The organism is Clostridium sp. UMB9555A, from assembly GCF_030222355.1.
Classification (GTDB): domain Bacteria; phylum Bacillota; class Clostridia; order Clostridiales; family Clostridiaceae; genus Sarcina; species Sarcina perfringens.
This window is the reverse complement of the sequence record NZ_JASORQ010000002.1, coordinates 507,797-533,276: the sequence shown is the minus strand read 5'-3', so window position 1 is coordinate 533,276 and position 25,480 is coordinate 507,797. Positions and strand designations below refer to the sequence as shown.

The 25,480-nt window shown below is 28.3% G+C and carries 23 protein-coding genes and 1 riboswitch; of the genes, 20 read left to right on the top strand and 3 right to left on the bottom strand.

Annotation, left to right across the window (positions count from 1 at the left end; translation table 11 throughout):
* Positions 1 to 46: 46 nt before the first annotated feature.
* Positions 47 to 145: riboswitch (guanidine-I (ykkC/yxkD leader) on the bottom strand.
* Between the two features lie 488 nt (positions 146 to 633).
* Positions 634 to 984 (top strand): hypothetical protein, encoded by a 351-nt coding sequence (locus QP548_RS07655; RefSeq protein WP_061427198.1) that lies wholly within the window; start codon positions 634 to 636, stop codon positions 982 to 984.
* A gap of 121 nt (positions 985 to 1,105) precedes the next feature.
* On the opposite strand, the gene QP548_RS07650 is transcribed toward QP548_RS07655, so the two are convergent.
* Positions 1,106 to 1,585, bottom strand: a complete 480-nt coding sequence (locus QP548_RS07650; protein WP_061427200.1) for an NUDIX hydrolase — start codon at positions 1,583 to 1,585, stop codon at positions 1,106 to 1,108.
* 296 nt (positions 1,586 to 1,881) lie between these two features.
* Here QP548_RS07650 and QP548_RS07645 point away from each other — a divergent pair, with 296 nt between their 5' ends.
* The 4 genes from QP548_RS07645 (at position 1,882) to fucO (ending at position 5,848) form a co-directional block, all read left to right on the top strand.
* Positions 1,882 to 2,394 (top strand): flavodoxin family protein, encoded by a 513-nt coding sequence (locus tag QP548_RS07645; protein WP_061427201.1) that lies wholly within the window; start codon positions 1,882 to 1,884, stop codon positions 2,392 to 2,394.
* Positions 2,382 to 2,984 (top strand): hypothetical protein, encoded by a 603-nt coding sequence (locus QP548_RS07640; protein ID WP_061427202.1) that lies wholly within the window; start codon positions 2,382 to 2,384, stop codon positions 2,982 to 2,984. The genes QP548_RS07645 and QP548_RS07640 overlap by 13 nt, the downstream gene beginning before the upstream one ends.
* 365 nt (positions 2,985 to 3,349) lie before the next feature.
* A complete protein-coding gene (locus QP548_RS07635) occupies positions 3,350 to 4,573 on the top strand; it encodes a S41 family peptidase (protein ID WP_061427203.1) in 1,224 nt (407 codons plus the stop codon).
* Between the two features lie 126 nt (positions 4,574 to 4,699).
* Positions 4,700 to 5,848 (top strand): lactaldehyde reductase, encoded by a 1,149-nt coding sequence (gene fucO, locus QP548_RS07630; RefSeq protein WP_061427205.1) that lies wholly within the window; start codon positions 4,700 to 4,702, stop codon positions 5,846 to 5,848.
* Positions 5,849 to 5,903: 55 nt separating this feature from the next.
* On the opposite strand, the gene QP548_RS07625 is transcribed toward fucO, so the two are convergent.
* On the bottom strand, positions 5,904 to 6,761 hold the full coding sequence (locus QP548_RS07625) for an AraC family transcriptional regulator (RefSeq protein ID WP_003459136.1): 858 nt from the start codon (positions 6,759 to 6,761) through the stop codon (positions 5,904 to 5,906).
* Between the two features lie 150 nt (positions 6,762 to 6,911).
* On the opposite strand from QP548_RS07625, the gene QP548_RS07620 reads away from it, so the two are divergent.
* The 11 genes from QP548_RS07620 (at position 6,912) to QP548_RS07570 (ending at position 18,781) form a co-directional block, all read left to right on the top strand.
* Complete coding sequence (locus QP548_RS07620) at positions 6,912 to 8,705, top strand: L-fucose isomerase (RefSeq protein ID WP_003477484.1); 1,794 nt, start codon at positions 6,912 to 6,914, stop codon at positions 8,703 to 8,705.
* Positions 8,706 to 8,725: 20 nt separating this feature from the next.
* Positions 8,726 to 10,228, top strand: coding sequence for a rhamnulokinase (locus QP548_RS07615; protein ID WP_061427207.1), 1,503 nt, complete (start codon positions 8,726 to 8,728; stop codon positions 10,226 to 10,228).
* Positions 10,222 to 10,659: an RbsD/FucU family protein gene (locus QP548_RS07610; RefSeq protein WP_061427209.1), complete on the top strand. Its 438-nt coding sequence runs from the start codon at positions 10,222 to 10,224 to the stop codon at positions 10,657 to 10,659. The genes QP548_RS07615 and QP548_RS07610 overlap by 7 nt, the downstream gene beginning before the upstream one ends.
* A gap of 28 nt (positions 10,660 to 10,687) precedes the next feature.
* On the top strand, positions 10,688 to 11,392 hold the full coding sequence (locus QP548_RS07605; protein WP_061427210.1) for a class II aldolase/adducin family protein: 705 nt from the start codon (positions 10,688 to 10,690) through the stop codon (positions 11,390 to 11,392).
* 41 nt (positions 11,393 to 11,433) lie between these two features.
* Entirely contained in the window at positions 11,434 to 12,741 is a 1,308-nt protein-coding gene (gene fucP, locus QP548_RS07600; RefSeq protein ID WP_061429426.1) for an L-fucose:H+ symporter permease, read from the top strand.
* 304 nt (positions 12,742 to 13,045) lie between these two features.
* Positions 13,046 to 14,092 (top strand): helix-turn-helix domain-containing protein, encoded by a 1,047-nt coding sequence (locus QP548_RS07595; protein WP_061427211.1) that lies wholly within the window; start codon positions 13,046 to 13,048, stop codon positions 14,090 to 14,092.
* 204 nt (positions 14,093 to 14,296) lie between these two features.
* On the top strand, positions 14,297 to 14,827 hold the full coding sequence (locus QP548_RS07590) for a hypothetical protein (RefSeq protein ID WP_061427213.1): 531 nt from the start codon (positions 14,297 to 14,299) through the stop codon (positions 14,825 to 14,827).
* 527 nt (positions 14,828 to 15,354) lie between these two features.
* Positions 15,355 to 15,903 carry a hypothetical protein gene (locus QP548_RS07585; RefSeq protein ID WP_061427215.1) on the top strand — a complete coding sequence of 183 codons (549 nt, stop codon included), beginning with the start codon at positions 15,355 to 15,357 and terminating at the stop codon, positions 15,901 to 15,903.
* Between the two features lie 29 nt (positions 15,904 to 15,932).
* The gene (locus QP548_RS07580) at positions 15,933 to 16,613 is read left to right on the top strand and encodes a response regulator transcription factor (RefSeq protein ID WP_061427217.1); all 681 of its coding nucleotides are present in this window, start codon (positions 15,933 to 15,935) and stop codon (positions 16,611 to 16,613) included.
* Positions 16,606 to 17,862 carry a sensor histidine kinase gene (locus QP548_RS07575; protein WP_003462180.1) on the top strand — a complete coding sequence of 419 codons (1,257 nt, stop codon included), beginning with the start codon at positions 16,606 to 16,608 and terminating at the stop codon, positions 17,860 to 17,862. Before QP548_RS07580 ends, QP548_RS07575 begins: the two co-directional genes overlap by 8 nt.
* A 133-nt stretch (positions 17,863 to 17,995) precedes the next feature.
* On the top strand, positions 17,996 to 18,781 hold the full coding sequence (locus tag QP548_RS07570) for an HAD-IIB family hydrolase (RefSeq protein ID WP_061427219.1): 786 nt from the start codon (positions 17,996 to 17,998) through the stop codon (positions 18,779 to 18,781).
* 58 nt (positions 18,782 to 18,839) lie between these two features.
* On the opposite strand, the gene QP548_RS07565 is transcribed toward QP548_RS07570, so the two are convergent.
* Positions 18,840 to 19,334 (bottom strand): hypothetical protein, encoded by a 495-nt coding sequence (locus QP548_RS07565; protein ID WP_061427221.1) that lies wholly within the window; start codon positions 19,332 to 19,334, stop codon positions 18,840 to 18,842.
* Positions 19,335 to 19,942: 608 nt separating this feature from the next.
* On the opposite strand from QP548_RS07565, the gene QP548_RS07560 reads away from it, so the two are divergent.
* From QP548_RS07560 to QP548_RS07545, 4 genes are all read left to right on the top strand, one after another.
* Positions 19,943 to 20,551, top strand: a complete 609-nt coding sequence (locus QP548_RS07560; RefSeq protein WP_061427223.1) for a phosphoglycerate mutase family protein — start codon at positions 19,943 to 19,945, stop codon at positions 20,549 to 20,551.
* Positions 20,552 to 20,729: 178 nt separating this feature from the next.
* Positions 20,730 to 21,188 carry a GNAT family N-acetyltransferase gene (locus QP548_RS07555; protein WP_061427226.1) on the top strand — a complete coding sequence of 153 codons (459 nt, stop codon included), beginning with the start codon at positions 20,730 to 20,732 and terminating at the stop codon, positions 21,186 to 21,188.
* Positions 21,189 to 21,266: 78 nt separating this feature from the next.
* On the top strand, positions 21,267 to 22,103 hold the full coding sequence (locus QP548_RS07550) for a carbon-nitrogen hydrolase family protein (protein ID WP_075808073.1): 837 nt from the start codon (positions 21,267 to 21,269) through the stop codon (positions 22,101 to 22,103).
* A gap of 238 nt (positions 22,104 to 22,341) precedes the next feature.
* Positions 22,342 to 25,329, top strand: a complete 2,988-nt coding sequence (locus tag QP548_RS07545) for an NPCBM/NEW2 domain-containing protein (RefSeq protein ID WP_061427229.1) — start codon at positions 22,342 to 22,344, stop codon at positions 25,327 to 25,329.
* Positions 25,330 to 25,480: the final 151 nt, after the last annotated feature.

Below are 25,480 nucleotides of genomic sequence, written 5' to 3'. Positions count from 1 at the left end.
ATATACCTCCTTTAAAATAAAAAAGCCAAAGAAATATTATAAAAATATCTCCCAGGCTTTTATCCTTCCGTGTTCACAGTTTATCTGTGCGTTTTCTCTTGGACCAGACTAACTAAAAAGCTACGGAACCCTAGAAAACTTTATATTATTAAACTTTAATTAACAAATTCAAAATTATAAGTTAATTTTAGCATAGTATAAGTGCTAAATCAATTCACTGATAAAAATTTGAAGCTTACTGAATAGGTAAATCTTAGTATTTAATTAATGCATTCTTAGAAATACTTTATAAATACACAAATAAAATTTTACCAGCCTAAAATTATATGAAATTACCCTTTAGACCTTGAAACAACTAGATTAAAAGTTGATTTTATATTAGTACTTTAAATTAAAGTAAGATACTGGTAAAATAATAAGAGAGAAATTGAAATAACTAACTTAAAGATAAATATCAAGAAAAAGAAATGGCTACTTTACAAGCATTGAACTTTAACATGGTATGTATTTAAATTCAGTTGCAGTTTATTAACATATACTACAAAGTAGAGTGGATCGTAACATTATAAGTATTTAAGTATAATTACTTAACGCATCTTAATATAGATTTTATAATTAAGTATGGAGTATAATATGAAAAGATTAGCTTTTATTATAAAAAATATTTTGAAATTCTGGTGGTGGCAAGATATAGAAAATTCTAATATTTTTATAAGGGTTATGAATCTTGGAATGGCTTTATTTTTAAGTTTTTGTCTCTTAGCATGGATGTATGGAGAAAGCTTGAATATTATATTAAGATTATTTATAAGTATTTATGGAGTTTTATGCTTCATGTCTTTTTGGCCAGTTTCATATTTATTTGATGAAAAGGATAAAGTAAAAGGAAGTACATTTTATATATTTCAAAATATTTCAGTATTTTTTTCTATTATTATATTAGTTGTTTATATACTAAAGAATTATGATAGAGTTAAAAGCTAGTAATATAATCAAAAGCAAATCAATATAATTTAAAAAATATAATCTTAAAATCAAAAGTTTATAATACAAAAATAAACTGATAAAATATTAAAATAGTATTTTATCAGTTTTATTTTTTACATTAATATTCATAAGTTACTATGTGTTCAATTTCATTCTTAAGATTAGTTAACTTTTCTCTAAAGAATGTAGGATAAGCTCGATAATTACTTAGTTCTTCTATTGGAATCCAATACATTATTTCCTTAACTCCACCAGTATAGCTATTACTATTTAAATTACGTATTCCTCTAGGTTTCATTAAAAAATAAAAACATATTTCATGACAGTTTTTACCTTCCAAACTTCCATCACCTTTAAAGAAGTTTTCATGTATAAATACCAATCTATCAACTTCATATTCCACTCCTGTTTCTTCAAGGACTTCACGCTTTACAGCTTCCTCAGCTGATTCTCCCATATGTACTCCACCACCAATAGAATAGTAGTAATTTTCCCTTTCATTACTAGCAAAAAGAACAGCTCCATCTTCAATAATAATTGCACCAGCACGATAACGAAACCAGTTACTTTCCTTTACAAAACCACAATCATATTCCATAATATTAAACCTCTCAAAATTATACTTTAAGATTAGTTTATTCCTTATAAAAAAATATTTCTAGTATTTTTTACATTTTATTCAATTTATAATCCATGAAGGATATATAATAAAAATATAAATACTTGTACCAAAGTTTATAAGATAACTGTGAAGTTACAAGAGTAATTAATTTAATAGAGATTATTTTCATAGTATTTTAACTATGATTGCTATAGAAACTGTAGAAAAAGATTAGGCAGAAGTTAATTAAATCTTTGAAGCAGTTTATTTAGGTGTTATAGGAGGAATAGAAAATGAGATTATTACTAAGTGATAAAGAGTTAAATATTAATTTTTTAGAGAGTGATGAAAATAAATATATTGATTTGTCTAAGCTTAGAATTTCAAATTGTATAGGATGTTTTGGTTGTTGGACTAAAACTCCTGGAAAGTGTGTTATTCGTGATGATGCAGTAAAGGTTTATCCTATTATTGCAAAGAGTGATAAGGTGATTTATGTAAGCAAAGTTAAATATGGTTCTTATGATACAGTGATGAAAACTACGCTTGAGAGAGCTATTCCAATTCAGCAAGCTTTTATTCGTCTTTTAAATGGGGAGGCCCATCATGTTCAGCGTGATGTTGCAATGAAGGATGCTATTATTATTGCATATGGAAATATAGAAGATGAGGAAAAAGAAATATTTAAAAGGTTAATAGAGCGTAATTCTCACAATATGAATTTCAAAAGTTTTAATGTTATTTTTGTAGATGAAGAGAATTTAGAAGAGGTAGTAGATAAGGAGGTTAGAAAATGGGAAGAGTAATTATTATAAATGGGAGTCCAAGAGCACCAAGATCTAACTCTAAAGAGTATGGAGAAATCTTTAGCAGTTATTACAAAGGACAAGCTGATACTTTTAATATTACAAAGAATAATCATAAAGAGATTTGTAGTAAGATTGGAGAATACAAAGATATGCTTCTTGTTTTTCCACTTTATGCAGATGGACTTCCAGTTACAATGCTTAACTTCTTAAAGGTTCTTGAAGAAAATCCACCAAAAAACAAACCTAAAGTAAATGTAATAATAAATTGTGGGTTTATAGAGCCTGAACAAAACAATGTTTGTATTGATATGGTTAAATTATTTTGCAAACAAAATACATATGAGTTTAATTCAGTATTATCAATTGGTGGTGGTGAAGCTATTTTAGGAACACCTTTTAAAATCTTTGTAAAATGGAAAATAAAAAAGTTAGCAAAGGCTATTTATAATAACACCCCTGAAAACTTAAGGGTTACCATGCCTATATCAAAAAACATGTATCTTAAGGCCTCTACAAATTATTGGATTAACTATGGCAAAAGAAATGGTATTACAAAATCACAGATGGAAATAATGAAGATTGAATAGTTATTTATTTTATTAGGATAATAAATGTTATTTTTGAATTTAAATCAACTTTAAAGTTTATAAGTTATCATAAAAATAATAGGTTTTAAAAAGAATAAACTCTCTTTAATAGAGGACTCTAGTATTAATAATTAGGTTTTATAATTAAAAAATACATAATAAATTTTATATCCTTAGGTATTAGTATAGCTTGCCTAAGGATATTTTTATTTGAATTATTTACCAAAGGGTTTGTGTGAAATATAATTATGTGTAATAATTCCCATAAATTCATATAATTATAAAGTGTTTAATGAAAAATATAACCATGAAATAAGATTTAAAAGGGGGAGAAAGTTATAGGTTTAAAAAGATTCTTATTAGCAATGTTATTTATACTTATAAGTACTTTGGTTGCCTGTGGTAATAAGGTAGATATAAGTACACCATTAACAGAAGAGCAAAAGATAGAGGATTTTAATTACTTATATAATACAATTGAAGAAAACTATCCTTTTTTAGAGACAAATAAAAGACTGAATAATGTAGATTGGTTAAGTAAAAAGGAAGAGTATTTACAAAGAGTAAAAAATACCAAGAGTGATATTGAATTTTTGATGACTTTAAATTCTATATTAAGTGAGTTAAATAATGGACATACTCATATGATTACAAATTCTAGCCAATTCAGAGATTTTAGAGAAATTTATTCAATGAATAAAGGGTGGCAAAAGAAGGTACAGTTACCTGTATTGAATAACAAAAAAGCTTTAGCAAGATACAATATTGATAAAAATGAAAAAGTACAAGTTTTGAATCAAGGGAAAAATGAAAATACGGAAGGGATTAGGAATGCTTCCACTAAAGATATAGTTGAAGGGAAAATAGGATATATTTATATACCTCAGATGATAAGTTATTACAACATGGGAAATGACATTGAACTTATTGATGAGTATTTAAACAATATTAAGGAGTATCAAGCTCTAATTATAGACATAAGAGGCAATGGAGGAGGAGATAGTTATTATTGGATTTCATACTTAGTTCCAAAGCTGATAGATAAAGTATATGAAAACACAAATTATAGCTTTTGGAAAGATGGAGAAATTATAAATAATTATTTGAAAAAGTCAAAAGTAAAATATTCTACAGGATTTGGAGAGGTGAAAGATTTAGATACTACAAAACTTGTAAACTTACCAGTAGAGGTTAAGGAGGATTTCAAGTACTATAGTAAAAATACTATGGAAATAAGCCCAAGTGAAGATTCCATAAAATTTAAGGGGAATATATATATGTTAGTTGACAAATTAGTATATTCATCATCAGAAGCATTTGCCTCTTTTGCAAAACAAACAGGATTTGCAACACTTATAGGTGAAAGAACTGGGGGCGATGGTATAGGTTCTGATCCACTTCTTCACATGTTACCTAATAGTGGTTATGTATTCAGATTTTCTAAGGATATGGGAACAACTGCTGATGGAACATCTAGTGAAGAATTTAAAACAGAGCCAGATTATTTAATTGAGTATGCTGGAAAGACTGGTAACTTTGAAAATGATTATTGTATTAAAAAGGTATTAGAATTAGAAAATATTAATTAAATACAATCTTTATAAATGTGAATATTATTATATTTTAAGACATTATATTTATAGAATAGTATGTTTTATAAACTTAAAATAAATATATAGATAAATATATTTATTAATAAAAGGGGGAGTACAAGCATGGTCAATAGGATTGTATTAAATGAAACTTCTTATCATGGAGCAGGCGCTATCAAGGAAATTGTTACAGAAGTAAAAGGAAGAGGTTTTAAGAAAGCCTTCTTATGTTCTGATCCAGATTTAGTTAAGTTTGGAGTTACAGGAAAGGTTACTTCTATATTACATGAGGCTAATCTTAGTTATGAATTATATACAAATATTAAAGCAAATCCAACTATAGAGAATGTAAAAAGTGGTGTAGAGGCTTATAAAAAATCAGGTGCAGATTATATCATTGCAGTTGGTGGTGGATCATCAATGGATACTGCAAAAGCTATAGGAATTATAATAAATAATAAAGAATTTGAAGATGTAGTAAGCTTAGAAGGGGTTGCACCAACTAAGAACAAATCAGTTCCTATTATTGCTGTTCCAACAACAGCTGGTACGGCAGCAGAGGTAACTATAAATTATGTTATCACTGATGTTGAAAAGAATAGAAAATTTGTATGTGTAGATACTCATGACATTCCAGTAGTAGCAATTATAGATCCTGAAATGATGCAAAGTATGCCAAAGGGACTTACTGCAGCAACTGGTATGGATGCATTAACTCATGCCATAGAAGGTTATATAACAGGGGCTGCATGGGAAATGACAGATATGTTCCACTTAAAAGCTATTGAATTAATTTCAAAACATTTAAGAGGAGCAGTAGAAAATACACCAGAAGGAAGAGAAGGAATGGCATTAGGACAATACATTGCAGGAATGGGATTCTCAAATGTAGGACTTGGTATAGTTCACTCTATGGCACATTCTTTAGGGGCTGTTTATGACACACCTCATGGGGTTGCAAATGCAATTATTCTTCCAACTGTTATGGAATATAATGCAGAGGAAACTGGAGATAAATATAAATATATTGCAGCTGCCATGGGCGTTGAAAATACAGAAAATATGACAGTTGAAGAATATAGAAAAGCAGCAGTAGATGCAGTTAAAAAGCTTTCAGAAGATGTGGGAATACCAGCTAATCTTAAAGACATAGTTAAAAAAGAAGATATAAGATTTCTAGCTGAGTCTGCTTATAATGATGCTTGTAGACCAGGTAATCCAAAGGAAACATCTGTTGAAGATATAATAGCTTTATATGAATCTTTAATGTAAAAATAAAAATACCCTCTTAGTGAATCAATTTCACTAAGAGGGTATTTTTTATTTACTAAGCTTTTAAGGATTTTAAATATTGTTTTGGTGTTACTCCTTTATGTTTTTTAAAGGTTTTAATAAAGTAACTTACATCATTAAATCCACAATTTAAAGCAATCTCAGTAATGGAAAGCTCTGTTGCAAGAAGTTTTTCACAAGAAATTTCAATACGGTAGTAATTTAAATATTCTATGGGAGTTTTATTAATCATTTCATGAAAAAATCTACAAAAATATTTTGGAGACATACCAGAAGCTTTGGATAAATCCTCAAGAGTTAAAGGGTTTTGATATTCATTTTCTATTAAGGTTATAACATTTTTTAATTGAAGAAACCTTTCTTTAGTCTTTTTAGTATATTTATTATTTTTTACATATAATTGATTCTCTAATATAGTTCCTATTAAATAATATAAAGCCCCTTGAGCTATAAACTCATAGCCTGTACTTTTAACTCTCATTGCTTCGAACAATGATGTACAACAATTATTTAAAGCTTGTACATTAGAAGGAAGTTTATGGGCTATAACTTTATTATGATTTACAATATCATATATTTGCTTTGTACAAGCATTATTGTCCTTTAAAAGTAATTTCATATCAAAAACTATACATTCATAAATACAATCATTAGGTAACCCACCATGAAATATTCCACTATGAACAAAAATAATATCATTCTTTTTGGCTAGTATCTTTTCTTTATCTATAAATAGTATAAATTCTCCTTCTAAAATTCTAATTATTTCACATTCAGTATGCCAATGATAAGGCATGTTGTATCTAGAATGATTAGGAGTAACGTGATAAAACTCTATTGGAAAATCGAAAGTTCCATGTTGTTTATTCTCTTTATAATCAAAATATTTCATAAACTCCCTCCTATATAAAAAAGTGAATATTATTATATTTTTTGACTATTATAACACAAGAAAACGTTTATATAAATATATATAATCAAAATATAGTAACAATCAAACAAAAAAGTTATAAATTTGAATTTGGTTTGGGAGGTAATCATTATGGCAAAAAGTAGATTAGTAGGAAAGTATCCTGTAATAGGAATAAGACCAACTATTGATGGAAGAAGAGGAATAATAGATGTAAGAGGTTCTCTTGAAGAACAAACAATGAATATGGCAAAGTCAGCAGCAAAGCTTTTAGAGGAAAATTTAAAATATTCAAATGGAGAAAAAGTAAAGGTTATAATAGCTGACACTACAATTGGAAGAGTTCCAGAAGCTGCAGCTTGTGCAGATAAATTTAGAAGAGAAGGTGTAGATATAACACTTACAGTTACTCCATGTTGGTGCTATGGTGCAGAAACAATGGATATGGATCCAATGACTATAAAAGGGGTATGGGGATTTAATGGAACTGAAAGACCAGGAGCTGTTTATTTAGCATCAGTTTTAGCAACTCATGCTCAAAAGGGACTTCCTGCCTTTGGAATATATGGACATGATGTTCAAAATGCAGATGATACTGAAATACCAGAAGACGTAAAAGAAAAGATATTAAGATTTGGAAGAAGTGCAATTGCAGCAGCATCTATGAGGGGAAAATCTTATCTTCAAATTGGTTCAATATGTATGGGAATAGGTGGATCTATTATAGATCCAAACTTTATAGAAGAATATTTAGGTATGAGAGTAGAATCTGTTGATGAAGTAGAAATTATAAGAAGAATGACAGAAGAAATATATGATAAAGATGAATTTGAAAGAGCTTTAAAATGGACTAAGGAAAAATGTAAGGAAGGTTTTGATAAAAATCCTGAGAATGTTCAAAAAACAAGAGAAGAAAAGGATAAGGATTGGGAATTTGTAGTTAAAATGATGTGCATTATAAAGGATTTAATGAATGGAAATGAAAATTTACCAGATGGATTTGAAGAAGAAAAATTAGGACATAATGCAATAGCGGCAGGTTTCCAAGGACAAAGACAATGGACTGATTTTTATCCAAATTGTGATTTCCCAGAAGCACTACTTAATACTTCATTTGACTGGAATGGAGCTAGAGAGCCCTATATATTAGCTACTGAAAATGATGTTTTAAATGGATTAGGTATGCTTTTTGGAAAGCTACTTACAAATAAAGCACAAATATTTGCAGATGTTAGAACTTATTGGAGTCCTGATGCCGTTAAGAAAGCTACAGGATATGAATTAGAAGGGGTAGCAAAGGAATCAGATGGATTTATACATTTAATAAATTCAGGCGCAGCTTGTCTTGATGCATGTGGACAAGCTAAAGATGAAAATGGAAATGGAACAATGAAAGCTTGGTATGATGTTACAGAAGAAGACCAAGAAGCAATCCTTGCTGCAACTACATGGAATGCTGCCGATAATGGATACTTTAGAGGTGGTGGATATTCATCAAGATTCTTAACAGAAGCTGAAATGCCAGTAACAATGATACGTTTAAATCTTGTGAAAGGCCTTGGTCCAGTTGTTCAATTAGTTGAAGGATATTCAGTAAAACTTCCAGATGAAGTATCAGATAAATTATGGAAAAGAACAGATTATACTTGGCCTTGTACTTGGTTTGCACCAAGACTTACAGGAAAAGGAGCATTTAAATCTGCTTATGATGTAATGAATAATTGGGGTGCTAACCATGGAGCTATAAGTCATGGACATATAGGGGCAGATATAATTACTTTATGTTCTATCTTAAGAATACCTGTAAGTATGCATAATGTTCCAGAGGAAAAAATATTTAGACCAGCAGCTTGGAATGCCTTTGGAATGGATAAAGAGGGACAAGATTATAGAGCTTGTAAGGCTTATGGACCAATGTATAAATAAAAAACTTAGTAGGTGATACTATGAAAGATATAAATTTAAAAAGTAAAGTATTAGCTTTTGATTTTGGTGGATCAAGTGGTAGAGCCATTCTTGGGAGTTTTGATGGAGAAAAAATTAATATAAAAGAAATTCATAGGTTTTCTAATGATCCTGTATTTATAAATGGAACCATGTATTGGGATGTTTTAAGATTGTTTTTTGAAATAAAGCAAAGTCTTATAAAAGCAAAACAATTTGGTGAAATAGATAGTATTGGAATAGATACCTGGGGAGTTGATTTTGCCCTTTTAGATAATGATGGACAATTAATTGAAAATCCAGTTCATTATAGGGATGAAAGAACTCTTGGAATGGTAGAAAAGAGTTTTGAAAAAATATCAAAGGATGAATTTTATAGTATAACCGGTAATCAATTTATGGAAATAAATACTGTATTTCAACTATTAGCATTAAAAGAAAAGAGATCGCATCTGCTTGAAAGAGCAGATGTGATGCTCTTAATGCCAGATTTATTTAATTATTTACTAACAGGAAAAATGGTTACCGAAAATTCTATAGCATCAACAACACAGCTATTTGACGCAAAAGAGAGAACTTGGTCAGATAAAGTAATAAATGCTTTAGGTCTTCCAAGAAAGATATTTACTAAAATAGTTCCAAGTGGAACAATAATAGGAGATATATCAGAAAAAATATGTGATGAACTTAAAATAGAAAAGTGTAAAGTGATTGCGGTTGCAGGACATGATACTCAAAGTGCATTAGTATCTGTTCCAACTACAGAAAAAGATTTTGTATTTTTAAGTTGTGGAACATGGTCTTTACTTGGGACAGAGATTGATGAACCAATTATTAACGAAAAATCAAGTAAGTATAATATTACAAATGAAGGTGGATATGAAAATAAAGCATCATTCCTTAAAAATATTATTGGGTTATGGTTAATTCAAGAAAGTAAAAGGCAATGGGAAAGAGAAGGAAAAGAGTATAATTTCTCAACTTTAGAAGAATTGGCAAGAGAGGCGAAGCCTTTTAAATGCTTTATAGATCCAGATGATCCTATATTTGTACAAGCTGGAGATATTCCTAGTAGAATAAGAGAGTATTGTTTAAAAACTAATCAAGAAGTGCCAGAAAATTGTGGAGAAATTGTTAGATGTATAAATGAAAGCTTAGCTATGAAGTATAGATATTCTTTAGGAGAAATAAAGGATTGTACTAATAAAAATTATGATGTTATTTACATGGTTGGTGGAGGAACTCAAAGTAAATTATTATGCCAGATGACTGCAAATGCATGTAATATTAAAGTTTTAGCAGGACCTATTGAAGCTACAGTTTATGGGAATATAGCAATACAGCTTATGGCAACAAATAAAATAGAGAATTTATATAAAGCACGTGAAATTATAAGGAACTCTAATGATATGAGTTATTATGAGCCTCAAAATTATGAATTATGGGATAAGGAATATGAAAGATTTAAAAATGTAATTAAATCTGAGGAGGTAATTAAATGTTAAAAGGAGTACCACAAATATTATCACCAGAATTGCTTAAAGTATTATGTGAGATGGGACATAGTGACAAAATAGTAATTGCAGATGGTAATTTTCCAACAGAAAGTATGGGAAAGGACTGTATAGTAGTTAGATGTGATGGTCATGGAATACCAGAGTTATTAGATGCAATACTAGAAGTATTTCCACTTGACACTTATGTTGAAAATCCAGTGAATTTAATGGAAGTTATGAAAGGTGACAATGTTAAGACACCTATTTGGGATGAATATAAAAATATTATAGGAAAGCATGATAATCGTGGAAGTAATGTTATTTCAACTATAGAAAGATTTAAGTTTTATGAAGAAGCAAAAAAGGCTTATGCAATAATTGCAACAGGAGAAAAAGCATTATATGCAAACGTTATATTACAAAAAGGTGTAGTAATTTAGTAAAAGATATAGAGTGGAGGAAATTATTATGGAGAATACAAATAAATTAAAATACATGGAAATAAGAGAACAGATATGTGATGTGTGTCATAAAATGTGGCAATTAGGATGGGTGGCAGCAAATGATGGAAATGTATCAGTGAAATTAGAGGATGGTACATTTTTAGCTACACCAACTGGAATTAGTAAAAGTTTTATAACACCAGAAAAATTAGTTCATATTGATGAAAATGGAGAAGTACTTGATGGACCAGAAGGAGCAAAGCCTTCATCAGAAATAAAAATGCATTTAAGATGCTATAAGGAAAGAGAAGATGTTGGATCAGTTGTTCATGCACATCCACCAACTGCTACAGGATTTGCAGTTGCTCATCTTGCTTTAGATAGATATACAATGATAGAAACTGTAATTGCAATTGGATCAATTCCAATAGCTCCTTATGGAACTCCTTCAACTTATGAAGTTCCAGATTCAATAGCGCCATATCTTCAAGAACATGATGTTATATTATTAGAAAATCATGGAGCATTAACAGTTGGAGCAGATTTAATAACAGCTTATTATAGAATGGAAACATTAGAATTATATGCAAAAATAAGTTTAACAGCTCATCTTTTAGGGGGAGAAAAGGAAATATCAAGAAAAAATATTGATAGATTAATAAACATGAGAAAAGACTATGGAGTAAGTGGAAGACATCCAGGATTTAAACGTTATAGAACAGAAGAATAATATTAAGTTTAGATATTGGGGGAGTGTTTATTGTGGAAAAAATGAGTACTATTGAGAAAACAGCTATTGTACCTAAAAAATATAGAATGCATTTTATAATGCTTATATCATGTTTTGTACTTTGGGGTCTTTTAAATAATATGACTGATAATCTTGTTCCTGCTTTTGGAAAGATATTTATGTTAGAAGCTGCTGACTCATCTTTAGTACAAGTAGCTTTCTATGGATCATATGCAGTACTTGCCTTACCGGCAGCAATACTTATTAAAAAATATTCTTATAGAAATGGAGTATTAGTAGGACTTGGATTATATATAATTGGAGCAATGGGATATATCCCAGCTGCAATGCTACAAAACTTTAATTTATTCTTAGTATCAGTTTTTGTTTTAGCTGGTGGACTTTCAATATTAGAAACTACTTGTAATCCCTATGTAATCTCTTTAGGAAGTGAAGAGACAAGTGTTCGTCGTTTAAACTTAGCACAAGCCTTTAATCCTATTGGTTCACTAGCTGGTATTATAATGGCTAAATATATAATATTAGGGAATTTACATCCAGCAACTTATGAAGAGAGAGTTGCTATGGGATCAGAGGCCTTAAGTAAAATACAAAACAATGAATTAATATGGGTATGTGTACCATATGTTAGTTTAGTTGTTATAGCCATAATAATCTGGTGTTTCTTTAAGCGAAGCAAAGGTTCAGAAAAAGATGATTCGGGAGAACTTAATATAATTGAATCAATAAAGAAGTTAGTAAAAATTCCACGTTATGCCTTTGGAGTAATCACACAGTTTTTCTATGTTGGAGTTCAAATAGCTGTTTGGACTTGGACTATAAAATATGTAATGGTTACTGTAGGTATAGATGAAGCATCTGCTGCTAAATATTATCTTATAGCTATGTTTGGATTTATAGCATGTCGTTGGATTTGTACAGCACTTATGAAATATATAGAACCAGGTATTATGATGGCAGTGTTTGCGGTACTTGGAATATTATGTAGCTTAGGAGCAATTTATTTACCTACAAATTTATCAGTTTGGTCTTTAGTTTTAATTTCATCATGTATGTCATTAATGTTCCCAACAATTTATGGTATAGCGCTTGAAGGATTAGGAAAAGAAGTAAAGGTTGGTGCAGCAGGTCTTATAATGGCAATATTAGGTGGTGCAGTTATAACACCTATAATGGGATTATTTATTGATAGTGGAAAATTATCAAGTTTAGTTACTTCATATCAAGGTGCAGAAGCTGCAGTTCGTTCAGCATTCTTTATACCTGTAGTTTGTTTTGCAGTTGTTCTTATTTATTCATTATGTTTTAGAAAGAAAAAAGTAGCATAAATTTTTAAAGGTGTATAAAGTATAGTTTATTTAAAAAGATAACTTTAAATATTTATTTAAAAAAGTTCGTTTTAATAAACTTTATATCCTTAGGCATTTAGATAAGTTGCCTAAGGATATTTTTATTATTAAAAATTAATTGAATTTAATAAAGATTTGAGTCTAACTTTTAACAGTTTAACCTATAGTTAAGTTATTTAATTTTAAATTAACTACTATTCAATTGTAGCTTAGTATATCACTTGATAAAATAATACTATCAAAAGCTTTTGTTATTATTATTTTATCAAGGAGTAGAGATTATATGAGAATAAATGAGATTATAAAAGAAAAAAGAAATGCCCAAGGATTAACTCAGGAACAAGTTGCCATGTATCTTGGATTATCAACACCAGCAGTGAATAAGTGGGAAAAAGGAACTTGCTATCCAGATATTACATTACTACCAGCTTTAGCAAGGCTTTTAAAGGTTGATTTAAATACCTTACTTTCATTTAAGGAAGATTTATCAGAGCAAGAAATAGGAGTTTTTGTTAATGAGTTAGTAAAGATAGCTAATAATGATGGATTTCATGTAGCTTTTGAAAAAGCCATGGACAAAATCTATGAGTATCCTACCTGTGATAAATTGATTTTAACAGTTTCTACAGTAATGCAAGGAAGCCTGTATATGTTTGGAGTTGAAAGTAAGGAGAAGTATGAAGAGCAGATAGAAGAGTTTTATATTAAATTAACAAGAAGTGATGATATAGAGATTAGAAATCAAGCAGTTTCTATGCTTATAAACATATATTTAGGAAGAAAAGAGTATGAGAAAGCACAGGAGTGTGTGGATAAATTACCTGATATTACTTACGATAAAAAAGTATTACAAGGAAATATTTATAATAAATCTGGTGAATTTCAAAAGGCTGCTGAAATTTTTGAACAGAAGTTACTTTCAGCCACTACTGATATATTTATAAGTTTAATTTCTATGCTTGAAATAGCCTTAAAAGAAGGGCGCAATGAGGATGCTAAGTATTTTGCAGAAGTTATAGATAAGACAACAAAATTATATGATTTATGGGAGTATAATTCATATAGTGGGTATTTTGAAGTATACAAAGCAGAAAAAGATGTAGAAAACTTTTTACTTGTATTAAAGAAAATATTAGATGTAATGGGCAAAAAGTGGGAGCCATCAAAATCTAAATTATATAAGCATATAAAAAGTAAAGGAGACGAAGAGGGATTTAATGAGCAACTTCTTTCTAACTTTGTAAACATACTAAAAAATGATAAGAGTGAAGAATTAGATTTTTTAAAGGACAATGATGAATTTAATAATTTATTAAATTCATCTATATAATAAAACTTTAGATATAAAAATTATTATTTGATGGAAATTAAAACATTACCATATATTAAACTCAAAATCATTAATAACAGATGAAATTAATAAAAGAGGTTAAATTTTAATCTGATTTTAATCTTTCTTATATTTTAGATTAATTTTCTAAAAGTATTATATAACCAAGATGAATAAGGAAATTAATTCGTGGAGGTAATATAAATGGAAAGAAATGAAATGATTAATATTTTAATTAGAAAGGCTAATATAAATGAGGAAGAGGCACAAGAGGTGCTAGAAAAATGTAATTGGGATCTTTTAGATGCTATTGTTTACTTAGAGAGAAGAGGAAAAGTAGAAAATAATGAAGTTACAGCACTCACTATAGTTGAGGTGAAGGAAGAAAAAGAAGATAAGAAAAAGCAGGATGAGAAATTTGGTGGCATTGGAGAAATTGTTGGAAGAATGTTTAGGTTTATAGGAAAATTCATAAAGAAATCAAATAAGAATTTCTTTGAGATTAGAAAAGATAAGGAAAAACCAATAAGAATATCTTTAACAATATCAATTCTCTTCTTAATATTTTTATCAGTACCAACTATAGTTTTATTAATCGTAGGATTATTCTGTGGATATAAATATTCAATTTCAGGACCTGACTTTAATTATGATGGAGTAAACAATATTTTTGAAGAAGTATCAAAGTCAGCAGAGCATATTAAAAAAGATTTTAAAGAAGGATATGAAAAATAGTTTTTAGATAGTACTATTAAAGGAGCTACATCAAAACTCTTATATAAAACTTTATAAATATATTCCGAGAATTACTGAATTTTAAGTGAAAGTCTAAATTTTAATTTAGATTCTTTAACTTATTAAATGGAACTTTAGTTACATTGTAGTCATTAATTATAGCAATTACTTCGAATAATTTGCTAAAGCTCAGAACTTAAGTGAAAATCCAAATTTTAATTTGGCAATTTGAACTTATGCAATGGAACATAAGTGACATTGTATTCCTATTAATACGATGCTTAGCTTATTAACGCAAATTATTCTACGTAATAGCTTAAATTCTAAAGGTCATTCAGATATTTTCTTTATATTATTTATAAAGTTTTATTAACAAGTTATTTTGATATAGCTCCTTTATTTTTGTGGTGTGGAAATATTAGGGGGATGGTATAATTTAATTATTATAAAGAGAATTAAAGTGGGAGTTTAAAAATTTTAATACTAATGTAGGAGTAGTGAGCTTCAGTAAATATGGAGGATTATTTATGGAAAAGCTTAAACTTGTAGATAAGTTAAAGAATAAAGCTAATATAAGCTATGAAGAAGCTAAAGATGCTTTGGAAAAGAGCAACTGGGATATGCTAGAGGCTATGCTATATTTAGAAGCACATGGAAAGGTGAAAAAGCCGTCCATTAGTATATTTTATACCAATGAATCCAAAGAAAGTTACAATGAAAATGGAGAAGAAGTTAATCTTAAAGAAGATACAAATGAAAATAATTTTGAAAATAAAAATGGTTTTGAAGGAGTTTTTGAAGCTATATGCAAAGCTATAGATACTTGCAATAATATATTTATTGAAATAATAAGAAATAGTAGAGTGATTTTAAAAATTCCTTTTACTGTACTAATTGTACTTTTGTTTTTTGCATTTTGGATAGTTATACCTTTAATGATAATTGGACTATTCTTTAATATAGAATTTTTAGTATCTTCCAAAAAGATTGATGTAGATAAAATAAACAAAGTATTTAATGAAGCATCAAAAGTAGTGAAAGATGTAAAAGGTAAGTTTACTAACCATATGCACTAAAAAGAATTCTTACTTAAGGGGGTTAATGAATGGTTAAGATTTTGATTGTTGAAGATGAAGAAAAAATAGCAAGATTCATAGAATTAGAATTAATTCATGAAGGATATAAAGTAATAAAAGCAGATAATGGGAGAACAGGTCTTGAAATTGCAGAGAGAGGAGAAGCTGACTTAATTATTCTAGATGTTATGCTTCCAGAAATTAATGGTCTTGAAGTATTAAGAAGAATCAGAAGAGTCTCAGAAGTTCCTATTATAATGCTTACGGCAAGAGATGCTGTAATGGATAAGGTTTCAGGGCTGGATGCTGGAGCTGATGATTATATAACAAAGCCTTTTGCTATAGAGGAATTGCTTGCAAGAATAAGAACAGCTCTTAAAAAGAGGGTATTTACAGTGAAAAAAGATGAAGATGTAATAAGATGTGGGTTATTAACCTTAGACAAGATGAGACATAAAGTAATGTATGGTGATACAGAAATAGAATTAACTAATAGAGAATTTACTTTGTTGCAAATATTAATGGAAAACAAAAATATAGTATTAACTAGAGATGTGCTTATAGAAAAAGTATGTGGTTATAACTATGTTGGAGAAACAAATGTAATAGATGTTTACGTAAGATATTTAAGAACAAAGATTGACGATGTTTTTAAGGTTAAAATAATAAGTACAGTACGTGGTGTAGGATACGTAATAAAAGATGAGTAAGAAGAATAAACCTAAAAATGTTACCTCTATTGCAATAAAGATTAATGCTATTTCTGTTAGAGATTTATTTTTTAGATTTTTAGCAATTGACATATGTTTAATAATTATTTTAATTATTCTTTGGTGTATTCAAGCTGAAAAAGATTTCTATGGAGAATTAGTAAAAAATGCACAAAGGTCATTTAACTTTTTTCCTATAGAAAATTCAACCTATACAGTTGTTTGGAGTAATGGAAAGACCATGGTTAAAGAAGCAGGTGCTTTTTTATATTATGTTAGAAAAATAGTTATAATTTTAGGAATAGTAGAAGGAGTATTTTTATTAGAAGAAATAATATTTGGTACAGCTAAAATTAGAAAGACCTTAAAACCACTTAATGAAATAGCAGAAACAGCAAGTAGGCTTAGTAATATGGACTTTGATGAGGAAAAATTTCAAAGTCTTGAAGATGCTATTTCCAAAATAAGTCCTGTAACATCTGATGAGAGAATACATATAGGTGATAGCGAGCTTAAAGGCTTAGAGGATGCAATAAACAAGCTTTTAGACAGGATGAGGGATTCTTATAGGCAACAAGCAAGGTTTGTATCAGATGCATCTCATGAACTTAGAACTCCTATTTCTGTAATTCAAGGATATGCTAATATGCTAGATCGATGGGGAAAAAATGATGAGAGCGTATTAGAAGAGTCTATTATAGCAATAAAGAGTGAATCTGAAAATATGAAAAATCTAGTTGAGCAGCTATTATTTTTAGCTAGAGGTATTAATGGAAAGACTCAGCTTACAATAAAGGAATTTTCTTTAAATGATATGATAGATGAAGTTTTTGAAGAGTCTAAGATGATAGATAAAAATCATGTATATAACTACATTGAATCAGAACATATAACTGTTCAGGGTGATATGGCTTTGCTTAAACAAACAGCTAGAATACTAGTTGAAAATGCAACTAAATATACAGAAGAAGGAGAAACAATAACACTTAAAGTAGGTAAGAATTCTAAAGGAGAAGCTTATTTCTCAATTCAGGACAATGGAATTGGCATGGATGAGAATGATGTGCCTCATATATTTGAACGTTTTTTTAGGGCTGATACAGCAAGAGTTAGAAAAAATGGTGGAACAGGGCTTGGGCTTTCTATAGCAAAGTGGATAATTGATAACCACAAAGGGTACTTTAGTGTTTTAAGTAGAAAAGGAATAGGAACAAGAATAACTGTTTACTTACCACAAAATATTAAGTAGCAAATATAGTTCTAAATTGGATTTAATAGAATGAAAATGGTGTTTTTATAGGGGATAGCTACACCATGGTTGTGATTGTAAAAATTAATAATAAGATTAGCATATATTATATAATGAAATTTAAGGAGAGAATATGAAGTTATTAGCAAGTGATTTTGATGGAACATTATTAGTAGATAAAAAAATTAATAAGAGAGATATTGAAGGAATTAAAGCTTTACGTAAGAAAGGTCATAAATTTATTATATCTACAGGTAGAACACTTTTAACTATGGAGGGAGTAATTAAAAAGTATGACTTAGAGTTTGATTATTTGGTTCTTTGTAATGGAGCTGTAATACTTGATAAAAATAAAAATGTAATAAAAAATAACCTTGTTGATTTTGAGGCAGTTAAAAAGATTGTAGAAGAGTTTGCAGATCAAGATAAAATAATGATTTATTTTGATGATGGAAGTGGAATGAAACTAATAGAAAATAAAAGTGTAGATATGAAAAATCTTTATTTCTCTGAAGAAATTGACTTTGATTTAGTAAAAAAAGAAGAGATATTAGATTTAAAAAGTGGAGCGGTAATCTTAAGTATATGCACCTCAGATGCCTCTGTAGAAAGAGGAGAAGAAATAAAGAAAAGATTAATAGAAATCTTTAGTGATGAGCTTTCCATCTTCAGAAACCAGTTCTTTGTGGACATATCCTCAAAAGGCTCATCAAAAGGAGAGGGCCTAAAGGAAGTTTTAAAACTAGAAAACAAAAATCTTAATGATATATACACAGTTGGTGATTCTTTTAATGATATATCCATGTTTGAAATAACAGATAATAGCTATACCTTTAATAGGGCAGAAGAAGGCGTAAAGGCATATGCCAATAATCATGTAGACTATGTTCATGAAATTGTTGACCATATAATAAAATAGGGATGAATACTCAATAACAGGATGTTTAAAAAAGGTAAGAAAAATAGATAAACTTTTCTTACCTTTTTTTTATTTTATAAGATTTAAGTACTATTACAGCATTTATTATGAAAACAGGGAATAGTACAAAAATTCCTATGAAAAACCAGTGGTACTGTATTAAAAATAGTCTTTTAAAAGGCACATCCCAATAGGATACTTCAAAGACAGGAACTGCCCCATCACCAGAGAATTCATAAGTTATATCTGTTACTTTCCCATAAACAGTAAGGGAACCAATTTCAGCTGGATCAGAAACGAGGTCATAGGGTGTATTGCCTACAAGTTTTATAAGAGAAGTATTTGCTTCAGGATAAGTATATTTTAAAAGTTTTTTTAACTTTTTTGAATCTTCTTTAAGGTAGTGAGTTGCTCCAGTAACCGCTTGATAATATACCTTTAGCTTTATATCACCTCTTTCAATAGATGATCTTCCCATTAATTTAATTGGTGAAAATATGAGAAAAGCTAAAAGTAGAGCATAAATTACCAAAAAAATTTTTTGAAACTTCATAGTTCACCTCCAATAAGTATGTATTTTTCTAAATTATTATGCATGTCTATATTAAAAATTTAAAAAGATTTATTTCAAAATAAGATTGTATTTAAAACTAATGTTGAGCATTTAATTATATTTCTTAGAGCTATATTAAATTTTTTAAACTATATTATCTAAATAATCATAGCTAAAAGTGTTTTTTTAATATATCTTGGAATAAACTTTGAAAACTTAAAAGATCTTATTAAAAGTTTAATGAAATCATCTTTCTAAGCAATTAATCACCAAGTATACCAAAATTATAAATATAATAAAATTCTATCATAAAGCAACCTTAGAAAATTAAACTATATGTAAAATTTGCTAAAGATATATAATTAGGTAAGTTTTACTTTGTGTTAATTGTTTCCAATAGGTTCTTTTGATATGATTAAAAAGATAGTAAGTTAAACATATTAAAAGAAATTAAAAATTTCAGTATTTAAATATAAATTATAAGATTCTTAAGAAATAAATCATGATATTTTACATAGATAATAAAAATAAAATTAGTTATGAACTTTAATTGAAATAACTTTAAAGAAGGATTTGTTAAGTGAAATTAAACATGGAGGGAATAATAAATGAAAAATATAATAACTATTCAACACACTCAGTCTATTCACCATACTAATGGAATGATTGGCTCTTGGACTGATTGGGATTTATCAGAGCTAGGAATAAAACATGCAAATAATATGGGAAGGAATTTATCAAAGGAATTAGGAAATAAAAAGTATGTTATGTATTCTTCAGATTTATTGAGAGCTAAGAATACAGCAAAAATTATAGGTAAATATTTAGGAGTTGAACCCATTTTAGCTAGGGAATTAAGAGAGAGAAATCTAGGAAAATGTGTTGGGAAATCAGTAAAGTGGCTTAAGGAAAACATTGAAAAACAAGAAAAGTCTATTGATGATAAAATGTTTTCAGATGCAGAAAGTAGAAGAGATGAGTGGAATAGATTATTACCATTTTTTAATAAGCTAATGGCAAGTGAACATGAAAATATAATTATAGTTTCTCATGGAGATTTACTAAGTGTATTTAATACAATGTGGTTAGGACTGGAAGTTGAAACTCTAAATAAAAGTGAACTTTTTGGACTAGCTGGTGGAGTTACTTTCATGGAAGAAACAGCGGATGGAAAAAGATTTATCAAAAGAATGAGTGATATGTCTTATATAAAATAAGATTAGTTTTTAAAGCAAAAAATTCAAATATATCATAGCGAATTTTAAGTAGAGTTTCAATATATAAAGCTTTGAAATGTAATATATTTAATAAAATTTATAATAAATTTTTTTATACACTAAAAGGTTTGCTTAAAACTGTTAAATATAAATTTAATGATTATGAAGGGGAACAACTATGATATTTAAAATTGAGGATAGAGATAGAAAAGAAAAAATAGCACGAGAAATACTATGTGAACTTCCAGATTGGTTTGGGTTGCCAGAGAGTACAGCTGAATATATTAGTTGTAGTAAGGAGATGCCTTTTTGGGCTGATATAGAAAATAGACAAGTAAGAGGCTTTATTGCACTAAAAGAAACAAGTCCGTATACTTTAGAGATTTATGTAATGGGAGTATTAAAAGAGTTTCATAGGTATAAGATTGGTACTAATTTATTTAAAGCTTGTTATGAATATGCAAAGGAACATGGATACTTATATATGCAAGTTAAAACGGTAAAAGAAGGCTGTTATGATGTTTACGATAGAACAAATACATTTTATAAAAAGATTGGATTTAAAGAGTTTGAATGCTTTTCTACACTTTTGGATCAATGGAATCCTTGTCAGATTTATATTATATCCATTAAATAAGTTTAATTATAACTTAATAAATATATACTTGCTATATTAATGATTAATATATGTTATGTGTTTAGGGGGAAGAAGTAAATGAGAGTAGCTGTAGTAAATTTTGAATCTAAAAAATATATAGATAAAAATGTTAAAGCAATGAAAAAGTGTATATATGATGCTATTAGTAATAAGGTGGATTTAATCATATTTCCAGAGCTTTGCTTGGTTGGATATGAATATTATATTGATGGTATGGTGAATTTAAGTGAAAAAAAGTTGGATGAAATAATAAAATTATTTTTAGAAATTTCAGTTAAAAGTAATATTTATATTTGTTTTGGTTCACCTTCTTTTTGTAATAGTAAGGTATTTAATTCAGCTATTATTACAAGTCCTAATAAATCTGTTAAAGTATATAGCAAAATACATATTTGTGGCGATGAACATAAGGTTTTCTCAAAAGGTTTAAAGCCATTAATTTTAGAAACAAACTTTGGGAAAATTGGAATTGGTATTTGTTATGATACCATAAGTTTTCCAGAGTTAATTAGGTACTATGCTTATAGTGGTGTGAATTTATATATTAATATATCAGCAGTTTCTATTATGTGGAATAGTTTAAAAGAATCAAAGAATTATTTGAACAGAGCACTTCAATATCATGTTCAAAGCAATGGTATTTATTTAGCAAATTCAAATGTGTGTGGTATTCAAAATAATATAAAGTATTTTGGAGGAAGTTGTATAATTGGACCATATATTCCAAATGAGATACCTGTTCATTATTACTGTAATGAAAGACTCTCAATAAAATCAGGGATGTTTTTAGCAGATATAGATTTAAATGATAATTTAAGAATGATTTATGAAGGAAACCGCTTTAATCCAATTCCTGATTTTAATATAAAATTATATAATTCTTGGTATGATTAAGATTCATGAAATAATATTATTTAAAAATATATTAGTATCAATATTTTAAGTACTATAATTAGACAATTTAAAACAAGAAAAGATTTTTTATATAAAGATTTTTTTATTGAAACTTAATATTTTAAATTTAATCCCAGTTTTACATAAAAATTGACCAGTTATACCTAAAATATTAACTTTTTTTAATTGAGTGCATATAATTTAATTAGAATAAATTAATATAATAGGAGTGAATAGCATGAAAAGAAAAAAGATTGTTTGTAGTATTTTAACAGTATGTTTTTTATCCTCTTTATTTTTTCAAAATGTGACGGTATTAGCAAATGAAAACACTGCCGAAAACGTTATAAGTGTAACACAAGAGCAAAACAATGAAAATTATATATTTTTATCAGATTTAGAATATATAAAGAGTATGTCTAATACAGCATGGGGAAGTATAAAAATTGATCAAAATATTGATGGAGGTAAAATAATTTTAAATGTAGATGGTGAATCTCTTCAATTTGATAAGGGAATAGGAGCACATGCAACTTCAAATCTTGTTTATGATGTTTCTAATTATTCTCAGACCTATTCAAGATTCACCACATACGTAGGAATTGATAGAGCTCAATGGGATAAAGGAAATGGAATAAAGGTTACTGTTTCTGCTTCTAATGATGGAAAGGAGTGGAAAGAATTAGCTGTAACAGATGTTCTTAAAGGAAATAAAAATGCAGCATTTATTGATGTAGATATTAAAGGATTTAAATATTTAAAGCTTAATGCAAATGATAATGGAGCTAATGGTAATGACCATGCTGTTTATGGTTCACCAAGAATTATGAAATCAGATTACGATATTAGTAGCGAATATTTAGCTGGAATAAAAAAAGTTGAACAATATGATGAACTTATAAAAAGTAAATATGAAATTAACTCACCTATTACTGGAGAATATGAAAAATTATTATTACAAAGAACATTTGTAAATAGAGCTGGATTTAATACACTTCAATCTGTTGCAAAGTTAGGTAAAAAATATGAAGATACAATTAGTTGGCTCATAAATGATGAAAATGCTCTTAAACTTTATGTTACTGGAGGAGAGACTGAAGGTGGAAGTTACAGTAATTCAATGAAGGCATTAGCAGATATTTATGAAAAGCATAAGAGTGATTTTAATGATACTGCTAATGGGGATTTATATTTAAAAATGGCTATTTCTACGTCTCTTAGCCATGCAAAAGATATAAGACTTTGGACAGGGAATGCTCAGGTTTCAGATCCATGTACAAGGTATGAAATATATAAAGACCTTTATAACAATGGATTAATGGCTCAAGGTGGAAATACTGAATTGTTTAAAAATTTACCAGTTGAGCTTATGAGATGGGTAACAGATAACAAAATTGATGATGAAGAAATAAATTGGCTAGTAAATCATGCCTTAGATAAAAAGGCTCAAGGTGGTAATTATTTAGATGCTTACACATATATAAATTACACATCAGGATTTGATTATAATAGAGATAAATATTATGATCAATCAAAATTTGATGAATGGAATAATAAATACAATATAGAATCTTTAACTGGATATGGAACAAAAGGCATTCATAAATTATGGATGGTATTTGAAGAAGGATCAGTATGTGGGGGACTTGCAAAAACTTATGCAAATCTTTCTCAAGTCTTTGGAATGCCAGCAGCTGTTTTAGGACAACCTGGTCATGCTGCTACTTTAACTTATAGTCAAAATTCTCAAGGAAAGGGAATATGGAGCATAAAGAATGATATTTCAGGATGGGTACAATCTGAGAAAGGTGAGAGATTACCTTTAGGATGGGGTTCTAAGGATTGGGATTCATATTATTCAGTAAGTTATATACTTTTAGCTCAGAAGGCTCTTGATGATTATGATAATTTAATAAAAGCTGCATATTATAATTATCTTGCAGATGTATATAAAAATGATTCAGAAAAACAGATAGATATTTATAATAAAGCTCTTGAAGTTCAAAATTATAATCTTGACTCTCTTGTAGGACTTATTAATGCATATAAACTTGCAGGTAATAAAACAAGTAGTGATTATTTAAAACTTTCTGAAAAGGTGGCAGATGGACTTGCATTCTTCCCATTACCGTTTGTAGATGTTATGAAACTTATAGAAAATAATGTAACTGATGATTCAGATAAAGTTATTTTTGATATGCTAAAAACAAAAACACTTAAGAGAGCTACAGAGGCTACAGAAAGTGATACTATTCAACCTAATGCATGTAAGACCATGGCAAATTATCTTTTAGGACAGAATAAAATAGAACTTGCAACATTTTCATTTGATGGAGAAAATGCTGGAAAAATTAAAATTAACGATGTGTATTCAAATTCATCAATAAGGTGGGAATACAGCTTAGATGGATGGAAAACTAAAAAAGAAACTGATGCAAAGGAAGTAACTTTAAGTAAAGAAGAACTTGAAAAATTAAATAAGGATCAAGATATTCAAATTTCACTTGTAGGAACTTCAGAAATTTATACAATTGATATAACTCAATATGAAGCACCTAAAGATTTATATGCTAATGATCTTGAAAACCAATTTAGAGGGTTTAATGGTAATTTAGAGTATAGTGAAGATGGTGGTAACACATGGAATAAGTACGATGTAGAAAATACTAGAATTCTTGGAAATAAAAAAGTTCTTGTAAGATATCTTTCTTCAGGAACAAAAATGCAAAGTGAACCAGTAGAATATAGTTTTACAGAGGATAATCAACCTGATACAAGAAAGTATATTCAATTAAAAAATGTATCACTTTATAAGTATTCATCTCAACAAAATAATGGGGATGCTGCTGCCTTAAATATGATAGATGGAAATATAAACACAGGATGGCATAATACATGGGCAGGAGAGAAAGATAAGTATTATTCAGTAGAGTTTGATAAACCAAGATATATTACTTCTATAGAATATAAACCAAGCGGTACTAATGGAATATTAAAAAATGTAGATATTTATACAAGTATGGATGGAACTCAGTGGGAAAAATCAGGTGAAATAAGAAATTTAAAAAATAATTATGACCTTAAGGTATTAGATTTAAATCAACCAACAGAAGCTAAATTCGTTAAACTTCAAGCTGTTAACACCTATGGATATCCTAATGATGTTTTCTTTACAGGAAGAATGCTTAATTTCTTTGAGGATATTAGTAAGACAAACAATCAGTAATATATAAATAGAATAAATAAAAGTTTAAGAAATAGAATAAATTTTAAAGACTATGTATATGGAACTAATATGTTAAAAGTATATTAGTTCCATTTTTTTGTTTTAAATTATATATTATTTAAATTAAAATAAAATTTTAGAATTAATAGAT

Excerpts from the sequence above, each read along its gene's own strand:
- QP548_RS07655 (WP_061427198.1), top strand. The coding sequence starts at position 634 with ATGAAAAGATTAGCTTTTATTATAAAAAATATTTTGAAATTCTGGTGG.
- QP548_RS07575 (WP_003462180.1), top strand. The coding sequence starts at position 16,606 with ATGAGTAAGAAGAATAAACCTAAAAATGTTACCTCTATTGCAATAAAG.
- QP548_RS07605 (WP_061427210.1), top strand. The coding sequence starts at position 10,688 with ATGGAGAATACAAATAAATTAAAATACATGGAAATAAGAGAACAGATA.
- QP548_RS07615 (WP_061427207.1), top strand. The coding sequence starts at position 8,726 with ATGAAAGATATAAATTTAAAAAGTAAAGTATTAGCTTTTGATTTTGGT.
- QP548_RS07610 (WP_061427209.1), top strand. The coding sequence starts at position 10,222 with ATGTTAAAAGGAGTACCACAAATATTATCACCAGAATTGCTTAAAGTA.
- QP548_RS07625 (WP_003459136.1), bottom strand. The coding sequence starts at position 6,761 with ATGAAATATTTTGATTATAAAGAGAATAAACAACATGGAACTTTCGAT.
- QP548_RS07545 (WP_061427229.1), top strand. The coding sequence starts at position 22,342 with ATGAAAAGAAAAAAGATTGTTTGTAGTATTTTAACAGTATGTTTTTTA.
- fucP (WP_061429426.1), top strand. The coding sequence starts at position 11,434 with ATGAGTACTATTGAGAAAACAGCTATTGTACCTAAAAAATATAGAATG.
- QP548_RS07585 (WP_061427215.1), top strand. The coding sequence starts at position 15,355 with ATGGAAAAGCTTAAACTTGTAGATAAGTTAAAGAATAAAGCTAATATA.
- QP548_RS07640 (WP_061427202.1), top strand. The coding sequence starts at position 2,382 with ATGGGAAGAGTAATTATTATAAATGGGAGTCCAAGAGCACCAAGATCT.
- QP548_RS07635 (WP_061427203.1), top strand. The coding sequence starts at position 3,350 with ATGTTATTTATACTTATAAGTACTTTGGTTGCCTGTGGTAATAAGGTA.
- QP548_RS07620 (WP_003477484.1), top strand. The coding sequence starts at position 6,912 with ATGGCAAAAAGTAGATTAGTAGGAAAGTATCCTGTAATAGGAATAAGA.
- QP548_RS07590 (WP_061427213.1), top strand. The coding sequence starts at position 14,297 with ATGGAAAGAAATGAAATGATTAATATTTTAATTAGAAAGGCTAATATA.
- QP548_RS07580 (WP_061427217.1), top strand. The coding sequence starts at position 15,933 with ATGGTTAAGATTTTGATTGTTGAAGATGAAGAAAAAATAGCAAGATTC.
- QP548_RS07565 (WP_061427221.1), bottom strand. The coding sequence starts at position 19,334 with ATGAAGTTTCAAAAAATTTTTTTGGTAATTTATGCTCTACTTTTAGCT.
- QP548_RS07595 (WP_061427211.1), top strand. The coding sequence starts at position 13,046 with ATGAGAATAAATGAGATTATAAAAGAAAAAAGAAATGCCCAAGGATTA.
- QP548_RS07650 (WP_061427200.1), bottom strand. The coding sequence starts at position 1,585 with ATGGAATATGATTGTGGTTTTGTAAAGGAAAGTAACTGGTTTCGTTAT.
- QP548_RS07570 (WP_061427219.1), top strand. The coding sequence starts at position 17,996 with ATGAAGTTATTAGCAAGTGATTTTGATGGAACATTATTAGTAGATAAA.
- QP548_RS07555 (WP_061427226.1), top strand. The coding sequence starts at position 20,730 with ATGATATTTAAAATTGAGGATAGAGATAGAAAAGAAAAAATAGCACGA.
- fucO (WP_061427205.1), top strand. The coding sequence starts at position 4,700 with ATGGTCAATAGGATTGTATTAAATGAAACTTCTTATCATGGAGCAGGC.
- QP548_RS07645 (WP_061427201.1), top strand. The coding sequence starts at position 1,882 with ATGAGATTATTACTAAGTGATAAAGAGTTAAATATTAATTTTTTAGAG.
- QP548_RS07560 (WP_061427223.1), top strand. The coding sequence starts at position 19,943 with ATGAAAAATATAATAACTATTCAACACACTCAGTCTATTCACCATACT.
- QP548_RS07550 (WP_075808073.1), top strand. The coding sequence starts at position 21,267 with ATGAGAGTAGCTGTAGTAAATTTTGAATCTAAAAAATATATAGATAAA.